This window comes from Streptomyces sp. NPDC025793 (assembly GCF_055558375.1).
The window spans coordinates 20,701-38,229 of sequence record NZ_JBVHMR010000054.1; the positions used below are offsets into that span (position 1 = coordinate 20,701).

Here is a 17,529-nt window from a genome sequence, read left to right on the forward strand (position 1 = left end):
TCGCCCGGAGTGTGGACACAGGGGCTCATGCTGCAATTGTGAGTCTATCTGCTCGCAGGTGCTGCTGTTCGAACTCGGCTGGTGAGAGGTGGTCGAGGGCGTTGCGGCGTCTGCGGGCGTTGTAGTAGGTGAGCCACTGGAAGATCTCCAGCCTCGCCTGACGCATCGTCGAGAACAGCCGCTGGTGCATCGTCTCCCTCTTGAGTCCCTGCCAGAATCTCTCGGCGAGGGCGTTGTCATAGCTCGAGCCGACCCGGCCCATGCTCCTGCGGATCCCGTAGTCGTCGCAGACCTGGGCGAACGCGGCGGACGTGTACTGCGCGCCCCTGTCCGCGTGGAAGATCACCCCGTCCACGCTGCCGCCGCGGGTGGCCACAGCCATCTTCAGGGCGTCGATGACGAGCTCGGCGCGCATGTGCGGGGCCATCGAGTGGCCGAGCACCCGGCGCGAGCAGATGTCGATCACGCAAGCGAGATACAGCCACCCGCCGCCAACCTGCGCGTATGTGAGGTCACCGCACCACTCCTCGTCCAGCTGCCCGGCAAGGGAAGTCGCGCTGGAGGAGGTCCGGGGCCGGCGGGGCGAGCCGGTCGGGCGCCGTGGTGCGCTTCCTGCGGCGCAGCTATCGGCCCTCGATCCCGTTGATGCATACCAACCGCTCGACCCGCTTGCGGTTGACGGTGTGTCCGAACCCGCGCAGCTGCGCATGCACGTGGCGGACTCCATACGTTCCCTTGTGCTCGGCGTGGATCTCGCGGATCTCCGCGACGAGCCCGTTCTCGGCGGCCCGCCGTTCTTCGCGGGCACCGGCCCCGGCAAGCCACCGGTAGACACCCGAGCGGGACACCTGAAGGACCCGGCATATCCGCTGTACCCCGCAGTCGGCGCGGTTGTCGGAGATGAAGTCCCAGCGGCGGGTCATGTGCTCATCTCCTTGGCGAAATACTGGGCCACCCGGCGCAGGATCTCCCACTCGACGAGTTCCCACTCCTTCTCGGCCTCGCGCAGCCGGCCGTTCTCCGCCCGCGGCCGCGCCAGTTCCTCATCCCGGCTCTCCGCGGACGCCTCGCCACGACTGCGGTCGCGGCCCGCCAGCGCATCGGCCTGGCGCACCCAGCTGCGCAGCGTCTCGCAGGTCAACCCGACGTCCGCCGCGTCCGCCGCATACGTGCGCTCCGTGTCTGAGTACGTTTAAGTACAGCTTTAGTTGGCGTTGCTAACTTCTTTCAAGTCGGTATGCACCAACGGAGGAAGAGCAATGGATGAGCGACGCCGACTTTCGTCGGCGGTCGGCGCTGATGCCGCTGGGGCTGTATGCCTTGCGGAGGCGGGAATGGACGTGGCGATGCTCGTCCCGGTCGGCTCGTCCTGCACAGCGGCAGCGGCCGCGATCGCGGAGGCGGGCCGACGGTCCGTGACCGTCTTCGCAGACCTCGACGATCTCGCTTCCGTCGAATCCGCGCTGGTCCGAGTGCGCGCTTCACTCGGCACCCCTTCCGTGCTGCTGAGCGTCATAGATTCCGGCTCGTACCGCGGCCCGGGAGGACTGCTCGACCAGGACTGGAAAGAGATCGTCGAGCGTCCGCTCCGCAGGGCCTTCCTGGCCAGCCGGGCATCGATCGATTCCCTGATCAAGAATGGCTGGGGCCGGGTCATCACCGTCCTCGACGTTGACCGTTCCAGTCGGGCACAGCCGCACGAGGACGCAGTACTACGGGCTGGCTTGGAGGGGCTCGTCCGGACGCTCGCCCTGGAGCTGAGCCCGTTCGGCATCACGTCGAACCTCATCACGTCCGACCCCTCCGGTTCGACTCGGGAGTGGGCGGGGGTGCGCTACGGATCGCAGGTCGCGGACCTGGTGGGCTTCCTCGTCAGCGATGAGGCCTCAGCCGTATCCGGCCGGAGCATCCCGCTGTACGACGGTTCGCAGGCCGAGGCGTCGGATGGTCCCTCGTCGAGGCGGCGGTGCGGCGGCGACCTGAACAGGCAAGTGGCGGTCGTGATGACAATTTAGGTCAACTGTTGAGGTGTTCAGCCGCCGGTGGGCAGCGTTCATTGCCGTCCGATGAAGAAATTACGCAGGGCGGTGAGCGGGTCGATCAGGCAGCACATCGGCGCCGTTCTCTCGCCGCACCACATCGGTCGATATCGGGCTACGGATTAGTTCGCCGCTGATCGGCACGGCCAAACCAGACCGGGTACGACTGCGCGCCGAAACTCGTGCGCGCTCGGAGGGCGCATTGGTATGACGGATCAACACCAGGATCTCAGTATCGCGAACCTTTCGCAGGAGCTGACCGCCGCCTTGTCAGCCCGGGCGAAAGGGCTCGACGAGACACTCGAATCGGTTGTGCACGAAGCCTGGGAGTTGGCGCTGAGCCGGCTGCCGTCGCACCTCGGCGCCGGAGACATCGGCTGCACCCTGGATTTCTCCATGTGTCCGCCTGGCGACCGGATCCGGTTGAGCGTGGAGTACCGGCCCGACGAATTCGCCCGCGAGGACGCTGACCGGCTGCTGGCCTTGCTGGTCCGGACACTTGAAGCGGTGGAGAGGAGCCCGGGCCAACCCGTCGAGAGCGTGCAGCTGCTCGACGCCGCCGAGCTGCGCCGGATCCTGACCGAGTGGAGCGGTTCCGGCGACCGTCGGCCTCCCCTTACCTTGAGCCGGCTGCTGGAGCGGCCGGTGAAACGGAGTCCGGACCGCATCGCACTGGTCCAGGGGAGCGAGGCGATCTCCTACCGCGAGCTGGACAGCCGCGCGAACCGGCTCGCTCGTCTGCTCATGGACAGCGGGGTAGGACCGGGGCAGCTGGTGGCGTTGGCCCTGCCACGATCCATCACCTTGATCACGGCCGTCTTCGCTGTGGCCAAGACGGGAGCCGCATTCCTGCCGCTGGACCACGGCTATCCGCTCGATCGCCTGTCCTTCATGCTCGACGACGCCGCACCGGCGCTGCTTTGCACCACCGAGGAGGCCGCCGAAGGTCTGCCGGCGCGATCGTGGCCGCCGCAACTGGTGCTGGACGACGCCGAGTTGGCCGCCAGCATTCGGGACCTGTCGGACGCGAATCCGGATCCGTCCGGTGCCCGGGCCGACCGCGCGGCGACCGAACTGGCTTACGTCATCTACACCTCGGGCACCACGGGCCGGCCGAAAGGCGTGGCTGTGACGCATTCCGGACTACTGGATCTGGCGTCGGCCGCGGCCGACCGGATGGTGCTCGGCGCCGGCGACCGGATACTGCAGTTTTCCTCGCCGAGTTTTGACGCGTTCGTCTTCGAGTTGCTTGCGGCCTTCGCCGCCGGAGCCACCCTCGTCATCCCGCCATCCGGGACGGCCCTGGCTGGGGAGGCGTTGGCCGAGATGCTCGCCGAGAGCCGGGTCAGCCACGCGGTGCTCCCGCCTGTGGCCGCCGCGAGCATAGTCCCCGAGGCAGTGCCCGAACTGCGCACACTTCTGGTGGCTGGTGAGCCGTGCACCGGCGATCTCGTCGCCCGGTGGGCTTCGCGGTGCCGAATGATCAACGCCTATGGCCCGACAGAGGCGACAGTGTGCGTCACCATGAGCGAGCCCCTGTCCGGCTCGGCGACCCCGCCGATCGGCAGGCCTGTCGCGGGTGCCCGCGTGTACGTGCTGGACCGGCACCTTCAGCCGCTGCCCGTGGGAATGCCTGGAGATCTCTACGTTGCCGGCGGCGGCCTCGCCCGCGGCTATCTGGGCAGCCCGGCGCTCTCCGCCGAACGCTTCGTCGCCGATCCGTTCACGGGCAACGGTGACCGCATGTACCGGACCGGCGACCTGGCCTCCTGGCGAAGTGACGGGAGCCTCTCCTTCCACGGTCGGGTCGACGATCAAGTCAAGCTGCGGGGGTTCAGGATCGAACTCGGCGAAGTGGAGGCGGTGCTGGCCGACCACCCACTCGTCGCACAGGCGGTAGCCGCAGTTCAGGAGGACGAACGAGGAACCAGGCAGCTGGCCGCCTACGTGATTCCCGCTGGCTCGGAGCAACCGTCATCGGGCGAGCTGCGTGAACACGCCAGTCGCTCCCTCCCTCACTTCATGGTGCCCGCCGCCTACGGCATCATCAACGCCCTTCCCACGACACCAAGCGGCAAGCTTGATCGGCGCGCCCTCCCGGTGCCGGTCCCGGCTCAAGCCGCGACCGCGCGTCCTGCCCGCACCCCCGCCGAGCTCGCATTGTGCGAGATCTTCGGCCAGGTACTCGAGCGCGCCGACGTGGGTGTGACGGGCAACTTCTTCGAGCTGGGCGGCGACAGCCTGCTTGCCGTCTCGGTGATCCAGCGGGCACGCCGGGCGGGCTTCGCGCTCTCGCCCATGGAGATCGTCAACAATCCGACCGTCGAGGCGCTGGCCGCGGTCGCGGAACCGGTCGGCCCGTCACGTGGACGAGGAGCCGGATCAGCGAGGCCGGCCGACACCGACAGGAGAGGCAGCGCACGATGACCGCGCGACCCATGGTGCCGCCCGAAGAGATCGATGACATCGATCTCGCCGACCCCCGCTTGCACGCGGAGCGCGACCTGAGCGAGGTATGGCGCCATCTGCGCGCCACGAGGCCCGTCCACTGGCAGTCGGCGCGCGAGGGAAGGCCCGGATTCTGGGTGATCACCCGGCATGCCGACGCGACCGCCGTCTATCGGGACAAGGGTCACTTCACGACGGAGCGCGGCAACGATCTGGCCATGCTGCTCAACGGCGGCGACCCGGCCGGCGGGACGATGATGGCCGTCACCGACGGGCTTCGGCACAACTTGCTCCGCAGCATCGTGATGAAGGCGCTCTCCCCGCGGCGGTTGGAAGAGATGCGGCAGGAACTGTGCCGCAGGGTGGACGCGTTGCTGGCGAACGCGATGGACGACGCGAACTGCGACTTCGTCCGCGACGTGGCGGGCGATGTCCCTCTTGGGATGATCTGCGACCTTCTCGCCGTACCGGAGTCCGACCGCAAGTACCTCCTGGATCTCACTACTCGATCCTGGAGTAAGCACGCCTCCGACACGCCCCCGGAGGACGGCCGGACCGCGCAGGGCGAGATTCTGCTCTACTTCGCGGACCTGGCCGACGAGCGGCGCGGTGGCGACGGCGAGGACGTGGTGAGCCTGCTGGCGAACAGCCGTGTCGACGGCAAGTACCTCAGCAACGCCGAGGTCATGGCCAACTGCTACGGCATGATGATCGGCGGCGACGAGGCCCCGCATCACGCGATCAGCATGGGGCTGCTGGCCCTGCTGGAACATCCGGACGCCTGGTCCCTGCTCAAGAGCGGCGGCGCGCAACTGGAGACCGCGGCGGAGGAAGTACTGCGCTGGACGGTGCCCGCCCTGCACGCCGGTCGCACCGCGACGGGCGACGTCACCGTGGGCGGCCAGCTGATCAGGAGCGGGGATGTCGTCAGCGTGTGGATCTCCTCAGCCAACCGGGATGCCGAGGTCTTCGAGGACCCGGACCGGTTCGATCTCAACCGATCGCCGAACGAGCACCTGTCCTTCGGCTTCGGCAAGCACTTCTGCATAGGGCACTATCTCGGACGCATGGAGGTCCAGGCGGTCCTGGACGGCCTGCGCCGGATGGTCGGCAGCATCGAGCAGGTCGGGCCGGAGCGCTGGATCTACTCGGACATCCTGCACGGCTTGAGTTCGCTGCCCGTGGTTCTTCACGGCTCGGCGGCTTGAGGGGAAAGGATTCCCCATGGAGTTGTCAGCCCGGGTTGGTGGCTCGCTGTGAGCGTGTCAGCCCAGCGTGACGGGAGGCTCCGGCGCTGTGAGTTCGAAGGTGCGGCCGTCGCGTATGAGGGCCCAGCGGGCGGCGACCATGGCGGACATGTAGAGGACCCGATGCCGAGCGGCCGACCCTTTCAAGCCCCCACTGGGCTGGAACCACCGAGCCACACCCAGCATCCCCGGGTCTTCTGATCCTGCGAGTGACCGAAACCAACCCACCTACAGCGTAAGGAACTCACACATGTCGAATCCGTTCGAGGACCCGGAAGGCGAGTACGTGGTCCTGGTGAACGAGGAGAACCAGCACTCGCTGTGGCCGGTGTTCGCGGCCGTGCCGGAGGGCTGGAAGCGGGTGTTCGGCGCGGCCGAGCGCCAAGAGTGCCTGGACTACGTCGAGAGGTCGTGGACCGACATGCGGCCCACAAGCCTGATCGCGGCCATGGACGGCGTCGCTTAGCCACACCGCCGACTCAGCTCGACAACCTGATGGGCGCCGCCGGCTTGGCGGGCTCCCGCCATTACGGACCGAGGAGACAGATGGCCGACAACACCGAGACCCGGTATCTCAGGTCCAACGTGATCCTGGAGCCGCTGGTCGACCGGTTCTACGCGTGGCTGCACACTGTGGCGCCAGTGCAGGCCTCGATGAACCTGGCGAACGTGCAGCTGCCGATGCTGGAGTCGTATCTGCAGTCCCCACAGGTTCACGTCTCGGCGAGCACCAACCCGAAGTTTCGTGGCGGCTACTACGTCGGGGTTCCGCGGTCGCGTGCGGCGGAGATCGCCGCACTGGTTGCGTCCATCCAGAGGGACCGGGCTCCGATGCTGGAGTTCGCCGCGGCAGTTGCCGAGGCCGAGAACCTGATCCGTCAGAACGCGACCGGATCTGATCTCTCCCCCCTGTACCCGAGGCTCCCCTCGGCCATCAGGGGACTCGTGGAGATCTGCTACGACACCAGCAACCAGCCTTCGCTTCACTTCCTCGAGCCGCTGGTGTACCAGAGCGCCGCCTATATCGAGCAGCGGCAGTCGGTCCAGCTCTCCCTGGACGACGGTGAGGAGCGGCCGTTCATCCTGAGCACTCCGCGCCTGCCGTCAGCCACCACGCTCGACCTGGCACTGCCGTTCCGCCATCCGGGCCTCACGGAACTGGTCGGCGCACGGATCAGGCCGACGACGGCAGCCCGGCTGCGTGACGCGCTCGACCTCGACGACGGGCAGGCAGGCGTCCTCGACCGGCTGCTGGACGCGAGCCCGAGCCTCTCGGCGGACCGGCACATCGACGGAGGCGGCCGGATCCGCTATTTCGGCCACGCCTGCCTTGTGTTCCAGACGGCCGAGGCCGCGATCGTCACCGACCCGTTCATCAGCACTGACAACCGGTTCGGCGACCGCTTCACCCTCGACGACCTCCCGGACCACATCGACCTGGTCCTGATCACCCACGGCCATCAGGATCACATCGTCCTGGAGACCCTGCTCCAATTGCGCGGCCGAGTGGGGTCGGTGGTGGTTCCGCGCTCGTCCCGGGGAAACCTTCCTGACCCGTCGATGGCGCAGTATCTCAGGCACCTCGGCTTCCCGGTGACTGAGGTCGACGATTTCGACGAGGTCGCCTTCCCCGGCGGGAAGGTCACCGCGACACCGTTCCTGGGCGAGCACGCCGACCTCGACATCCGCGGCAAGTCAACGTTCTGGGTGGAACTGGCCGGCAAGTCGGTCTTCGTGGGTGCCGACTCCTCCGGCATCGATCCGGACCTGTACCGCTACATCCGCGGGCATCTGGGTTCCGCGGACATGGCGTTCCTCGGCTTGGAGTGCGACGGGGCTCCGCTCACCTGGCTCTACAAGGGTCTGCTGACCAAGCCGGTGACCAAGAAGATGAGCGATTCGCGCAAACTGTCGGGGTCGAACGCGGCACAGGCCGGCGCCATCATCGGCGCACTGGGGGCGGGTGAGGCCTATGTTTACGCGATGGGCGAGGAGAGCTGGCAGGGGCACATCATGGCTACCTCGTATGCGGACGACAGCTACCAACTCCAACAGATCGACGAGTTCCTCCTCTGGTGCAAGGACCGCGGGATCGCCGCCGAGCACCTGTTCAACAAGCGCGAGTGGCGTTGGTGACGCGCGGAGAAGCCTCATGGCCCGCAGCGAGCACGTGAAAGTCGAAGGAGTCAGGCACGACGGCGGAGGGACGAGACCAGGACACGGCTCTGGTCCGAGTGCGCCGGACGGAGCATCCCGTACTCACTCCGGCGAGCCTCGGCTTCTGCGGTGGTGGCACCGGTTCGCTGACCGCGAGCCCGCGCAAGCCCATCGCAACCCGGGGGACGCGGACCCGTCCGAACGGTGGCGAGCCAGCGGCACGGCCCGGTTCGCTCCAGGGCCGTACCTCCGGTCATCCGGACCGTCACCCCTGCTGAACAGCCACGCTCCAAGCGTGTCCACCACCGACGATGGGATGGCAGTGAGAACTGGATCCGTGTCCGAACGAAGCCCTCTGACGCTTCCCGCTCTTCTGGCCCACCGCGCGAAAACAGCGTCCGACCAGGTCGCGTACGTTCACCTCATCAATGGCGAGGAGCCCGGCGAGCAGACCACCTACGGGGAACTGCACGCTGCGGTGCAGGGCAGGGCGCAGGCGCTGGCCGGACGGCCCGGCGCAGCCCGCAGCGCGGTGCTCATGTATCCCACCGGCCTGGAGTTCATCCGCAGCTTCCTGGCCTGCGCCGCGGCCGGGATAGCTGGAGCGCCTGTGCAGGTTCCGATGCGACGACTGGCAGTACAGCAGTTGCGTGCAATTGCCGACGACGCCGGCACCACCATGGTGCTCACCACTCGGTCGGTCCGCGACCAGGTGTACTCAGACTTCGGCGAACTGCCCGAACTGGCCGGCCTTGATCTGATCGCGACCGATGATCTGGCTCCGCCTGCGACGCTCGTGCGGCTGCCCGAAGTGGGGCTGTCCGACGTGGCGTTGCTCCAGTACACCTCTGGTGCCACCGGATCGCCCAAGGGCGTCATGGTCACGCATGCCAACTACTGGGCCAACACCGCGGAGACCGACGCGCTGTGGCCGTTCGGGGACGATGGCACCGTGGTGACCTGGCTTCCCCTGTTCCACGACATGGGAGTGATGCTCGGTGTGGTGGTGCCGCTGTGGGCGGGGTGCCCTGCCTACCTGATGGACCCGGAGGCTTTCATCCGGCGTCCCGCCCGCTGGCTGGAGGCGCTGTCCCGATTTGGCGGCACCCATTCGTCAGCGCCGAACTTCGCCTACGACCTCTGCTTGCGCGACGGTCCCCGGGAGCCGATCGATCTTTCGCGCTGGCGTGCGGCGATCAGCGGGGCGGAGCCGGTGCGTCCGCACACGATGCACGAATTCATCGGGAAGTTCGCCCCTTACGGCCTGGACCCGTGTGCCGTCTCCCCGGCCTACGGGCTGGCCGAGAACACCCTGAAGGCATGCGGCAGCCGAGCGGACACAGAGCCCGCCCAGCTCTGGCTGGACGCCGACGAGCTTGGACAGGGACATGTGGTCCTCCTTCCGGGCGATCCCGCTGGGGGCAGCGAGCCGACCAGTGCCGGAGTCCCGGTGATGAGCTGCGGGGTCCCCGTCGGCGAGACCCGGATCCGGATCGTGGACCCGCACACGTTGCGAGCCGTCGGTCCGGACCGGCTCGGCGAGATCTGGGTGTCCGGTCCGTGTGTGGCTGCTGGGTACATAGGCCGTGGAGAGGAGAGCGAGCGGAGCTTCCGGGCACGTATCCGGGATGAGGAGGAGGCCGGCCCGTTCCTCCGCACCGGTGACACCGGATTCGTACGGGACGGTGAGGTGTATGTCACCGGCCGAATGAAGGACATGATCATTATCAAGAGCCGCGACCGCTATCCGCAGGATCTGGAGTATTCGGCGGAACAGAGCCATCCACTCCTGCATCCAACCTCGACCGCTGCCTTCGTAGTGGACACCGGTGAGCAGGAGTCCCTGGTCCTAGTGGTGGAGGTCGACGGCAAGGCGCTGCGGTCCGCGGGAATCGACGAGCTGTCGGAGGCGGTTCGGGGGGCGGTCGCGCGCGACCACCGGCTCGAAGCTGCGGACGTGGTGCTCATACGTCGCGGTGCGCTGCCGAGGACCACCAGCGGCAAGATACGTCGCAATACCTGCCGTGAGCTGTACGAGTCCGGGACGCTGCCCAGACTGGACAGGGCCTTGGAGCGCGCGTGATGGGATGACCCGAAGGCGTGGCTGTTCGGCTGGGGTCACGGTGCAGCAGTTCCCTCAGGCTGCTGCTGTGGTGTCCGGTGTGAGGGCAGGCGGGAGCCACGGGCACGTTGCAGAACTGGGTCAACAAGGCACGCGAGCCCCCAAGAGGCAGGGGCCGCCGGCCGACGGACGGAGGATCCTCACCGCCGTGCGGACCGTCGACGCCCCGCCCCGTCTGCGGGCCCTGCCGCAGGTGGAGATCCTGCGGCAGGTGTGGACCCACCAGTACTTCCGGTACAGCAAGGGGCAGTTGCGCTGACGGGACGCGCACTACTGCGTCAAGCGGGGCGTGGCCGGGGTATCGCACTTACTTCACCGAGACGTGTGAGCCTGATGCGCCAGAGGTGGTGATCCACGTTGCCACCACCATTGCGCCGGCCCAAGACGGCGAGCTCACCGATCAGATCCACGACGACCGTGCCACGGCAAGGAGGCCTTCACCATCAGTTGGCAAGAACAGCAGGCCACCTGCCCGCGCGGCAAGCAAGGCCAGCAGTGGCGTCCGCCGAACATCAGCGCTGTCTGCGGCCACAACTACATCCAGGTGCGCTTCGACGGGGCGACCTGATCCATCCCGGGACTGATGGAGACATCGAAGACCCGGAAGGGTCCCGACCATGCCTACACCCCGTAAGGCATCTGGGGACAGTATCTGGTTTCATCATCCGACTTTGGAGCTAGTGTGGGCGCCATTCCTGAAATCGACCTCTCCGATCCGGCCGTACTGTCCGACCCGTTCACTGTGTACGGACGAGCGCGGGAGCAGAGCCCCCTCGCACGCCTGCTGAAGCCCGGCCTCGGCCCGATATGGGCGTTGACCCGATACGAGGACGCCAAGGCGATGCTCACCGACGTGCGCTTCGAGATGAACGCGAACAGCTACGTGCGTCCGGACGTACCGGAGTTGCAGCAGCAGGAGAACATACAGCAGGTGGACGGCCCCAAACATGCTCGTCTCCGCCGCCTCGTCTCGCCGCCCTTCACTGCACGCCGAACCGCCGAGTTCCGGCCTGCCCTGCAACGCATTGTGGAGTCGTTGCTCGATGGCCTCGCAGGGCAGGCCGACGGTGAACCTGTAGACCTACTTGCACACTTCGCTCGACCGCTGGCAGTCCACGTGGCCTGCGAACTGGTCGGCGTCGTGCCGGAGGACTACGACACCTGGCGGGCCCACGCCGCGGCCGTCGCTGTCGGTCACGGCCCCGAATTCATGCAGGCCGTCCCTGGCATCGCGCGTGCCGCGACGGAGGCGGTTGCCCGCAGTCGCCGGGAGCGGGCCCTCGGCCTGCTCGCCGAACTGCTCGGCACAGACGCCGAAGACCAGGACCGACTGACCGACGCAGAGCTGATCACCCTGGTCTGGCATCTCGTTCTGGCCGGGCAGGGCCCGGCCTACCTCATCGCCAATTCCGTCGAAATCCTTCTCCGACACCCCGACCAGCTCGCCGAGCTACGCGCCGACGAATCACTGATGCCCGGTGCGGTCGAGGAGCTGACCCGCATGCACGGACCGCAGGTGCTGACCCTACCGCGCTACGCTCGCGAGGATGTCGAGATCGCCGGCATGTCGATTCCGCGCGGCGACCGCATCTGCGCGGTGCTGGCCAGCGCGAATCGCGATCCGCGCGTCTTCGAGGATCCGGATCGGCTCGACTTCCGCCGCCCGCCCGGTCGGCCCGCGCACCTGGGATACTCGCACGGCTCGCACTTCTGTCTCGGTGCGGCGTCGGCGCGCGTCCAAACCGGAGTCGCGCTCAGCATGCTGTTGCGCCGCTTCCCGAAGCTCGCCCTCGCCGAAGGGGACACCCTCCGCGTTCCGAACTCGGAGTTTTGGCGGCCCACCGCACTCCTCGTCACGCTCTGACCTCGGATATCCAGCCCACAAGGACGATCTGATGCCGGGATAGCGAAAAGGCGCCGTTGACCTGCAAGGACACGAGTGTCTAGTCCGTATCTGCAGCAGAGATCAAGGCACCTTTCTGGTGAGTGAGCGTACTGGGTGCAGCCGGCGGCTGTCCGTGGCCACCGATGGGAAGGGCCTGGTCGGGCATGCGGGGGCGGTGGTTGCACCAGGTCGCCGACCGGGCCGCGTTGCCCGACGCGCTGCGGCCGCTGTGTCCGGCGGGCGGCAGTGCGACCTGGCGAGACCGCGCGGATGCGCTGCTCGGACTGGCGGGCGCGATCGTGCTCGGGGCGAAGAACCTGTCCGAGGCCGAACAGCTCCAGGCCCACCACACCGCCGTGCTGGGGGCCGCGGCCTCGGACCCCAGCGCGCACGGACGCTGGCCGCGCTGGACCAGCCCGCCCTGAACCACATGGCCAGGGCCCGCGCCCAGGTCCGCCGCCATGCCTGGTCGCTGCTGCACCTGCGTCCCGGCGGCCTCCCCTGGCCGACCGTGGCCGGCAAGCGGCTGACCGAGTGGATCGTCATCGACATCGACCCCGCGATCATCCTGCCCTCCTCGAAGAAGACCGGATCGGCGGTCACCTTCGAGAAGACCTGGTGATTTCACCCACCGGCCTGCTGCACCAACACCCAGGAGTCGTTGTCCATGCAGCTCAGGCCAGGTATCGCGGTTTCCAACACCGTGGCCGACCACCTCACCGTGCTCACCGCTGCCATGCGCCAGATACCCGCCTCCAGCCGCGAAGGGGTCTGTCCAAAACTTGTGGAGCGATCGGCAGGTGGATGGGCTTGAGTCTCCCGTAGGGGGAGACGTCAAGGTGGGGGCATGGACGGCGACACGCTCTACTCGATCGGCGAACTGGCCCGGCGGACCGGCCTGACGGTCAAGACCATTCGGTTCTACTCCGATCGCGGGATCGTGGCGCCGACGGACCGCAGCCCGGCCGGCTACCGCCTCTACGACATCCACGCGGTCGCGCGCCTGGACCTTGTGCGGACCCTGCGGAACCTGGGGGTGGACCTGCCCACGATCCGCAGGGTCGTGGACCGGGAACTCTCGCTTCCCGATGTCGCCGCAACGCACGCCGACGCCCTGGCCGTGCAGATCCGCGTCCTGCGCCTGCGGCATGCGGTGCTGACGGCGGTGGCCGAGCGCGGGCTCACTGCTGAAGAGACGGATCACATGCACAAGCTGGCCCAGCTCTCCGAGGACGAACGCCGACGTCTGATCGGGGACTTCCTCGATGCCGCCTTCGGCAGTCTCGACACCGACTCCGCGTTGGCGGGGATCAGGCGCTCGATGACTCCCGAGATACCCGACAACCCCGAGGCGGAGGAGGTCCGGGCATGGGTGGAGTGGGCCGAACTGGCCGCAGACCCGGATTTCCGCGCCGGCGTGCGGCGGATGGCCGAGGACCACGCGGCCGAACAGGCACAAGGCGACACCACGGGCCCGCGCCGCGACCTCGGTGCGGTCGTCCGTGACCAGGTCGGCCCCGCCCTGGCGGCGGGCATCACCCCGGCTTCGCACCAAGCCGATCCGATCGTTGCGGCGCTTGCGGCTCACTATGCACACGTCCTCGGCCGCCCCGACGACGCCGAGCTGCGCCGCCTGCTGCTGGCCCGGCTGGAGAGTGTGAGCGACCCACGCCGGGATCGGTACCTCCAGCTGCTCGCAGTGATCAACGGCTGGCCCGCTCCGGAGAGCCTGGTGCCGGCGTTCAACTGGTCCATCGAGGCCGTGCGCGTGCGAATGGAACGCTGATGGGCCGGGATCGTCGGCGTGGGGGCGGAGCACTGCCGCATACGATCGGCAGGTGAACGACATCGTCGTCCTGCACGCGGGCGCGACGTCGTCCGCTCCCGCCCTCGTCCTTCGTCCCTGGTGCATGGAGGACGTTGCTGCCCTCGTCGACGTGTTCCGGGACCCCGCACTGCGCCACTGGACCAGCTCGCGCGTAGAGAACGAGGGCGATGCGATGCGGTGGGTGCGGGGCCAGGAGCGAGGCTGGGCAGCGCAGGACCGGTTCGGGTTCGCGGTTCTTGAAGCGCGACCCGATTCGCCCCACGGGCAGTTGGTGGGCCATGCGGTCCTCAAGGAGGTAGCCTCCGGCAAACCGTCGGCCGAGGTGGGCTACTGGACCGCGGCGCATGCCCGCGGACGGGGTGTGGCGCCGCGCGCTTTGGAGGCTCTCACCGGCTGGGCCTTCGACGTCCTGGGGGCCGACGCGCTGGAGCATCTGGAACTCCTGCACCAGGTGGACAACGCGGCCTCATGCCGCGTGGCACACAAGAGCCGGTACGGCCTCGACACAGTCCTGTCCGCAGCGCCGCCCTCCTTTCCCCGCGAGGGTCATCTGCACATACGGCGCAGAGATGGCAGAGATGCCTGAGATCCACTCGGTAAGGCTGCTCAAGCCGCGGGGGCCTCGGGGTGTTCGACCAGGTGGCCGTTCTCGAAGCGGGCCCCGGCGCGGACCAAGGCGACAAGGTGCGGCGCAGTGATCGCGCGCCAGCGAGCCTGGGCGCCCTTCGCGTCACGCCCCGAGGACCGATCCACAAGTCCCGAGCATCGCTCCCGCGGCTCCGGCCACCCGCAGAACACGGCTGGAGAACGAGGAGCGCGGCCTTCAACGTGTACCGGGCGGATGTCACCGCCCGGTGTTCAGGCCCAAACCAGGCCGACCGCGTACAGGTCTCGGACACCAAGTCCGGGGCTCCGACCTTGCGGCGGTCAGCCCCGCCTGCCGTGACCGTGAGGGGGCGGTGACGCTGCCCAGGAACTCCGGCTCCCGTTCGATCAGCAACTCCCCTGAGCGATACAACGCAGATTCTCAAGCGTCGGGGTGCGCCGGCAGGGCGAGCCAGTCCGACCAGGAGATCTCGCGACCGATGAAGCGCGGCTGCTCAAACGGCCAATCGGCGGCGATCCACTGCGGCACCAACGCGTCCAGAGCCTGCTCGACCTTGCTGCCCACCAGCTCGTCCACCACCCACCAGGAGATCTCGCCGTCCGCGCCGGCCTTCTCCGGCGGGTCGATGTAGACGCAGCCCGACAGAGCCGCCTCCGCCGCGTCGAACAGTGCGTAGTTGAAGGACTGGTGTGCGGCGATCTCCTTCTCGTGGCGCAACAGGTCGGCCTGGTCGGCCTCGTAGGTCATGGTGGCCGCGGGCCACCCCCAGGCCGGGCCGAAGATGCTCCACAACCGCTCGCGCGAGCCCATCACGGCCGGATAGTCGAGAGGTGTGTCCGCCTCCCGGATCGGCCGCAAATGATGATCTACTCCCGGCAGCGGCACCAGGAGAGGGTGGACGAAGTCATCGGGAAGCCAGCTCATGGCGCCCGACCGTAGCACCACGCCGGCGTCTGCTCCCCAGGGTTTTCTCCGTACCCACGCACGGACCGCCATCCCCGATCGGTACGACAACGGCTTCGGAGGCCGGACGAGGATGCCAGTCTGCACTGACAACGCGATGGCCGAGGCCCTGAACGGCACCTTCAAGGCCGAGCTGATCGAGATGCAGGGCCCCTGGAAGGACGTCGACCAGGTCGAGCGGGCGATCTTCCAGTGGATCACCTGGTACAACGAAGAACGCCTCCGCTCCGCACTCGACTACGTACCGCCCGCCGAGTACGAGGAAGCCTTCTGGCGGAGCCAGGAGCAAACCCCGCAGTCCGCCTGAAACAAGATCACCGGACTCCGCGAAACTCGGGGTGCCCCTGTGTCGTGTCAAGTTGCCTGAGGTAGCTGGTGTTTGACGCTGCGCTCATCGGCGATCATGACGCGCCGCACATGGTCGGCAAGACGGCGTTTCAGGCACCTTTTGGCTTCCTCGGGGGTCTTTCCTTCCGAGGGTTTCCTCTGGTGGGAGGCATGTCCAAGGGAGTCCGGCATCCTGATCTGGACGACTGCGACGGTGTGGAGGACCGAGTTGAGCTGGCGATCACCGGATCGTGAGAGCCGGTGGCGGGACCGGTCCGCGCTTGCGATCGCCACGGGAGCGACTCCGGTGTACTTGGCGAACGCTGCAGCGGTGGCGAAGCGGCTGGGTCGCCCGACCCGGCCCACGAGCCTCGCCGCCAACACCGGCCCGATGCCCGGCGCGTCCATCAGTGTGCTGCCCGCTGTCTCGACGAGTTCCTCCATGCGGGCAGCGTTCTCGGTCAGTCGCTCGTCCAGTGCCCGGATCTCCACGATCGGATCGCGAGCAAGTGCCTTGCGGACCTGCTCGACGTCGCCGACGGGTCGCACGCACGGTGCGCAGCAGCGCGCTTGCCAGATCTGCTGACAGCTGGGCCGGAGCCCCGCCGGGCAGCAGATCCCGCAGCACGGCGTGCAGTTGGTTGACGGTTCGGACGCGGGCCCGGGCGAGGTTGACGCGTCGTTCGTCGAGCAGGGCCAGGGCCGTCGTGTGGTCTTCGGCCTCCACCTCGCGTCCCTCGCCGTGCAGGTAGGCGGTCGCCGCCGCGGCGGCGTCGGTCCGGTCGTTCTTGCGGCCGCCGCCCCGGGTGAGCCGGCGAACGCGGCTGGTCGCGGTTGCGGGCTTGCGGCGGTCGTGCGGTGCGGGGTCGAGGCGCCGGGTCATCGAGGCCCAGGACCGGTAGACGCGCTTCGACGTCGCGTACTGGTGGTGCGCGACGCGGTCGATCTCTTCTCGGGTTGCACCCTCGGGGATGTGCAGGTCGAGGTCGGGGACGTCAAGGAGGGCTTTGGACCCTGGAGACAAGGCGAAGAAGAGCGTCTCCCACGCGTCGTTGATGTTCGCGCTCTTGCCCATGTACTGCGACAGGAACAGGCCGATCAGCACTGTGCGGAACGCAAAGCCCTTCGGGCCTGGCCGGTGCTCGTTGGAGGGGAGGCGTTCCAGTGCTCCGCTGTGGCGCACGAGGTCGAAGATCTGCCTCACAACGCGGTCGCTGAGGGTACGGCCGGGGGCCTGCGGTGCAGGGCGTAGGGCGAGGCCGGTACGTCGGCAGGGTTTGTCCTCCGGGTTCTTCCTGCTCACGCCGCCGCCCCCCGCACCAGATCGGATGCCCCCGCTTCGGGCACGTCGTGGAGGAAGACGAGGTGGCGCGAGAGGCTGTGCAGGGTCCCGAGTCCCGACGCTTTGAGGATCACCTTCAGCGGAATGCCTGCATTCAGCAGTTCGACGAGCCAGGTCGTACGCAGCCGCTGGATCGGCCATGAGCCGGGCGCGGGGAGCCTGTCGGCGGGTGCCTTTAGTGTGGCTTCGAGCACGCGGATGAGATTTCTCCATCAGCCCTTTGGCCCCCACAGGCTGCAGTTGCCCCGGGAGCCGAGGAAGCGGAGATGCTCACAGAGGCACAGGACACCGAGGAGATCGTCGAACGGGTGGCGGCACCGGACATCAAGAAGGCCGATGGGTGTCTCGCACCCGCGTTCCCTGGGAGGGGCGCCTGGGCGGCGCATGCAAGGTGTCGACGGGGCAACTATGACCCGTCGTTACTGGATCTGTCGGATCATCTGCGGCGCTGGGGGTGCTCCGGGTTGTCCTAGGGAGTGTGCCGAGTTGAGATCTTCATGTGAGGCTGCGGAGCCAGATGACCGCCCCGCGTAAGTGGAGTCCGGCGAGGTAGCTGACAGGGGT

Annotated in this window: 18 protein-coding genes and 2 pseudogenes; 12 read left to right on the forward strand and 8 right to left on the reverse strand. The window is 67.9% G+C overall.

Going from position 1 to position 17,529, the window contains the following annotated elements; all coding sequences use genetic code 11:
- Positions 1-25: 25 nt before the first annotated feature.
- From ACZ4MF_RS43295 to ACZ4MF_RS43305, 3 genes are read right to left on the reverse strand one after another with little or no spacing between them, the layout of a single operon-like run.
- Entirely contained in the window at positions 26-727 is a 702-nt protein-coding gene (locus ACZ4MF_RS43295; RefSeq protein ID WP_467499160.1) for an IS3 family transposase, read from the reverse strand.
- A complete protein-coding gene (locus ACZ4MF_RS43300; protein WP_467499162.1) occupies positions 624-923 on the reverse strand; it encodes an IS3 family transposase in 300 nt (99 codons plus the stop codon). The genes ACZ4MF_RS43295 and ACZ4MF_RS43300 overlap by 104 nt, the downstream gene beginning before the upstream one ends.
- Complete coding sequence (locus ACZ4MF_RS43305; protein WP_467499164.1) at positions 920-1,141, reverse strand: hypothetical protein; 222 nt, start codon at positions 1,139-1,141, stop codon at positions 920-922. Before ACZ4MF_RS43305 ends, ACZ4MF_RS43300 begins: the two co-directional genes overlap by 4 nt.
- A 118-nt stretch (positions 1,142-1,259) precedes the next feature.
- On the opposite strand from ACZ4MF_RS43305, the gene ACZ4MF_RS43310 reads away from it, so the two are divergent.
- From ACZ4MF_RS43310 to ACZ4MF_RS43360, 11 genes are all read left to right on the forward strand, one after another.
- Positions 1,260-2,015 carry an SDR family oxidoreductase gene (locus ACZ4MF_RS43310; protein WP_467499166.1) on the forward strand — a complete coding sequence of 252 codons (756 nt, stop codon included), beginning with the start codon at positions 1,260-1,262 and terminating at the stop codon, positions 2,013-2,015.
- 231 nt (positions 2,016-2,246) lie between these two features.
- Complete coding sequence (locus tag ACZ4MF_RS43315) at positions 2,247-4,466, forward strand: non-ribosomal peptide synthetase (protein WP_467499168.1); 2,220 nt, start codon at positions 2,247-2,249, stop codon at positions 4,464-4,466.
- The gene (locus tag ACZ4MF_RS43320; RefSeq protein ID WP_467499170.1) at positions 4,463-5,695 is read left to right on the forward strand and encodes a cytochrome P450; all 1,233 of its coding nucleotides are present in this window, start codon (positions 4,463-4,465) and stop codon (positions 5,693-5,695) included. The genes ACZ4MF_RS43315 and ACZ4MF_RS43320 overlap by 4 nt, the downstream gene beginning before the upstream one ends.
- 289 nt (positions 5,696-5,984) lie before the next feature.
- Complete coding sequence (locus ACZ4MF_RS43325) at positions 5,985-6,200, forward strand: MbtH family protein (protein WP_467499172.1); 216 nt, start codon at positions 5,985-5,987, stop codon at positions 6,198-6,200.
- A gap of 80 nt (positions 6,201-6,280) precedes the next feature.
- Positions 6,281-7,870, forward strand: a complete 1,590-nt coding sequence (locus ACZ4MF_RS43330) for an MBL fold metallo-hydrolase (protein WP_467499174.1) — start codon at positions 6,281-6,283, stop codon at positions 7,868-7,870.
- Between the two features lie 316 nt (positions 7,871-8,186).
- Entirely contained in the window at positions 8,187-9,974 is a 1,788-nt protein-coding gene (locus ACZ4MF_RS43335; RefSeq protein WP_467499176.1) for a fatty acyl-AMP ligase, read from the forward strand.
- Positions 9,975-10,695: 721 nt separating this feature from the next.
- Positions 10,696-11,877 carry a cytochrome P450 gene (locus tag ACZ4MF_RS43340; RefSeq protein WP_467499178.1) on the forward strand — a complete coding sequence of 394 codons (1,182 nt, stop codon included), beginning with the start codon at positions 10,696-10,698 and terminating at the stop codon, positions 11,875-11,877.
- 185 nt (positions 11,878-12,062) lie between these two features.
- Positions 12,063-12,323, forward strand: coding sequence for a hypothetical protein (locus tag ACZ4MF_RS43345; protein WP_467499180.1), 261 nt, complete (start codon positions 12,063-12,065; stop codon positions 12,321-12,323).
- Between the two features lie 5 nt (positions 12,324-12,328).
- Positions 12,329-12,520, forward strand: a complete 192-nt coding sequence (locus ACZ4MF_RS43350; protein WP_467499181.1) for a hypothetical protein — start codon at positions 12,329-12,331, stop codon at positions 12,518-12,520.
- Between the two features lie 225 nt (positions 12,521-12,745).
- The gene (locus tag ACZ4MF_RS43355) at positions 12,746-13,684 is read left to right on the forward strand and encodes a MerR family transcriptional regulator (RefSeq protein WP_467499183.1); all 939 of its coding nucleotides are present in this window, start codon (positions 12,746-12,748) and stop codon (positions 13,682-13,684) included.
- A 52-nt stretch (positions 13,685-13,736) separates the two neighbouring features.
- On the forward strand, positions 13,737-14,312 hold the full coding sequence (locus tag ACZ4MF_RS43360) for a GNAT family N-acetyltransferase (RefSeq protein ID WP_467499185.1): 576 nt from the start codon (positions 13,737-13,739) through the stop codon (positions 14,310-14,312).
- Positions 14,313-14,332: 20 nt separating this feature from the next.
- Here the strand turns inward: ACZ4MF_RS43360 and ACZ4MF_RS43365 are convergent.
- Positions 14,333-14,503 (reverse strand): annotated as a pseudogene (locus ACZ4MF_RS43365) (IS256 family transposase); the annotation flags it as partial.
- Positions 14,504-14,753: 250 nt separating this feature from the next.
- On the reverse strand, positions 14,754-15,257 hold the full coding sequence (locus tag ACZ4MF_RS43370) for an N-acetyltransferase (RefSeq protein ID WP_467499187.1): 504 nt from the start codon (positions 15,255-15,257) through the stop codon (positions 14,754-14,756).
- A 112-nt stretch (positions 15,258-15,369) separates the two neighbouring features.
- Between ACZ4MF_RS43370 and ACZ4MF_RS43375 the strand changes: the two genes are divergently transcribed.
- Positions 15,370-15,603 carry an integrase core domain-containing protein gene (locus ACZ4MF_RS43375; RefSeq protein WP_467499189.1) on the forward strand — a complete coding sequence of 78 codons (234 nt, stop codon included), beginning with the start codon at positions 15,370-15,372 and terminating at the stop codon, positions 15,601-15,603.
- Positions 15,604-15,650: 47 nt separating this feature from the next.
- On the opposite strand, the gene ACZ4MF_RS43380 is transcribed toward ACZ4MF_RS43375, so the two are convergent.
- The 3 genes and pseudogenes from ACZ4MF_RS43380 to ACZ4MF_RS43390 form a co-directional block, all read right to left on the reverse strand.
- Complete coding sequence (locus tag ACZ4MF_RS43380) at positions 15,651-16,067, reverse strand: transposase (RefSeq protein ID WP_467499191.1); 417 nt, start codon at positions 16,065-16,067, stop codon at positions 15,651-15,653.
- A gap of 223 nt (positions 16,068-16,290) precedes the next feature.
- Positions 16,291-16,698, reverse strand: a pseudogene (locus ACZ4MF_RS43385) (hypothetical protein); the annotation flags it as partial.
- 224 nt (positions 16,699-16,922) lie between these two features.
- A complete protein-coding gene (locus ACZ4MF_RS43390; protein ID WP_467499193.1) occupies positions 16,923-17,159 on the reverse strand; it encodes a hypothetical protein in 237 nt (78 codons plus the stop codon).
- Between the last annotated feature and the right edge of the window lie 370 nt (positions 17,160-17,529).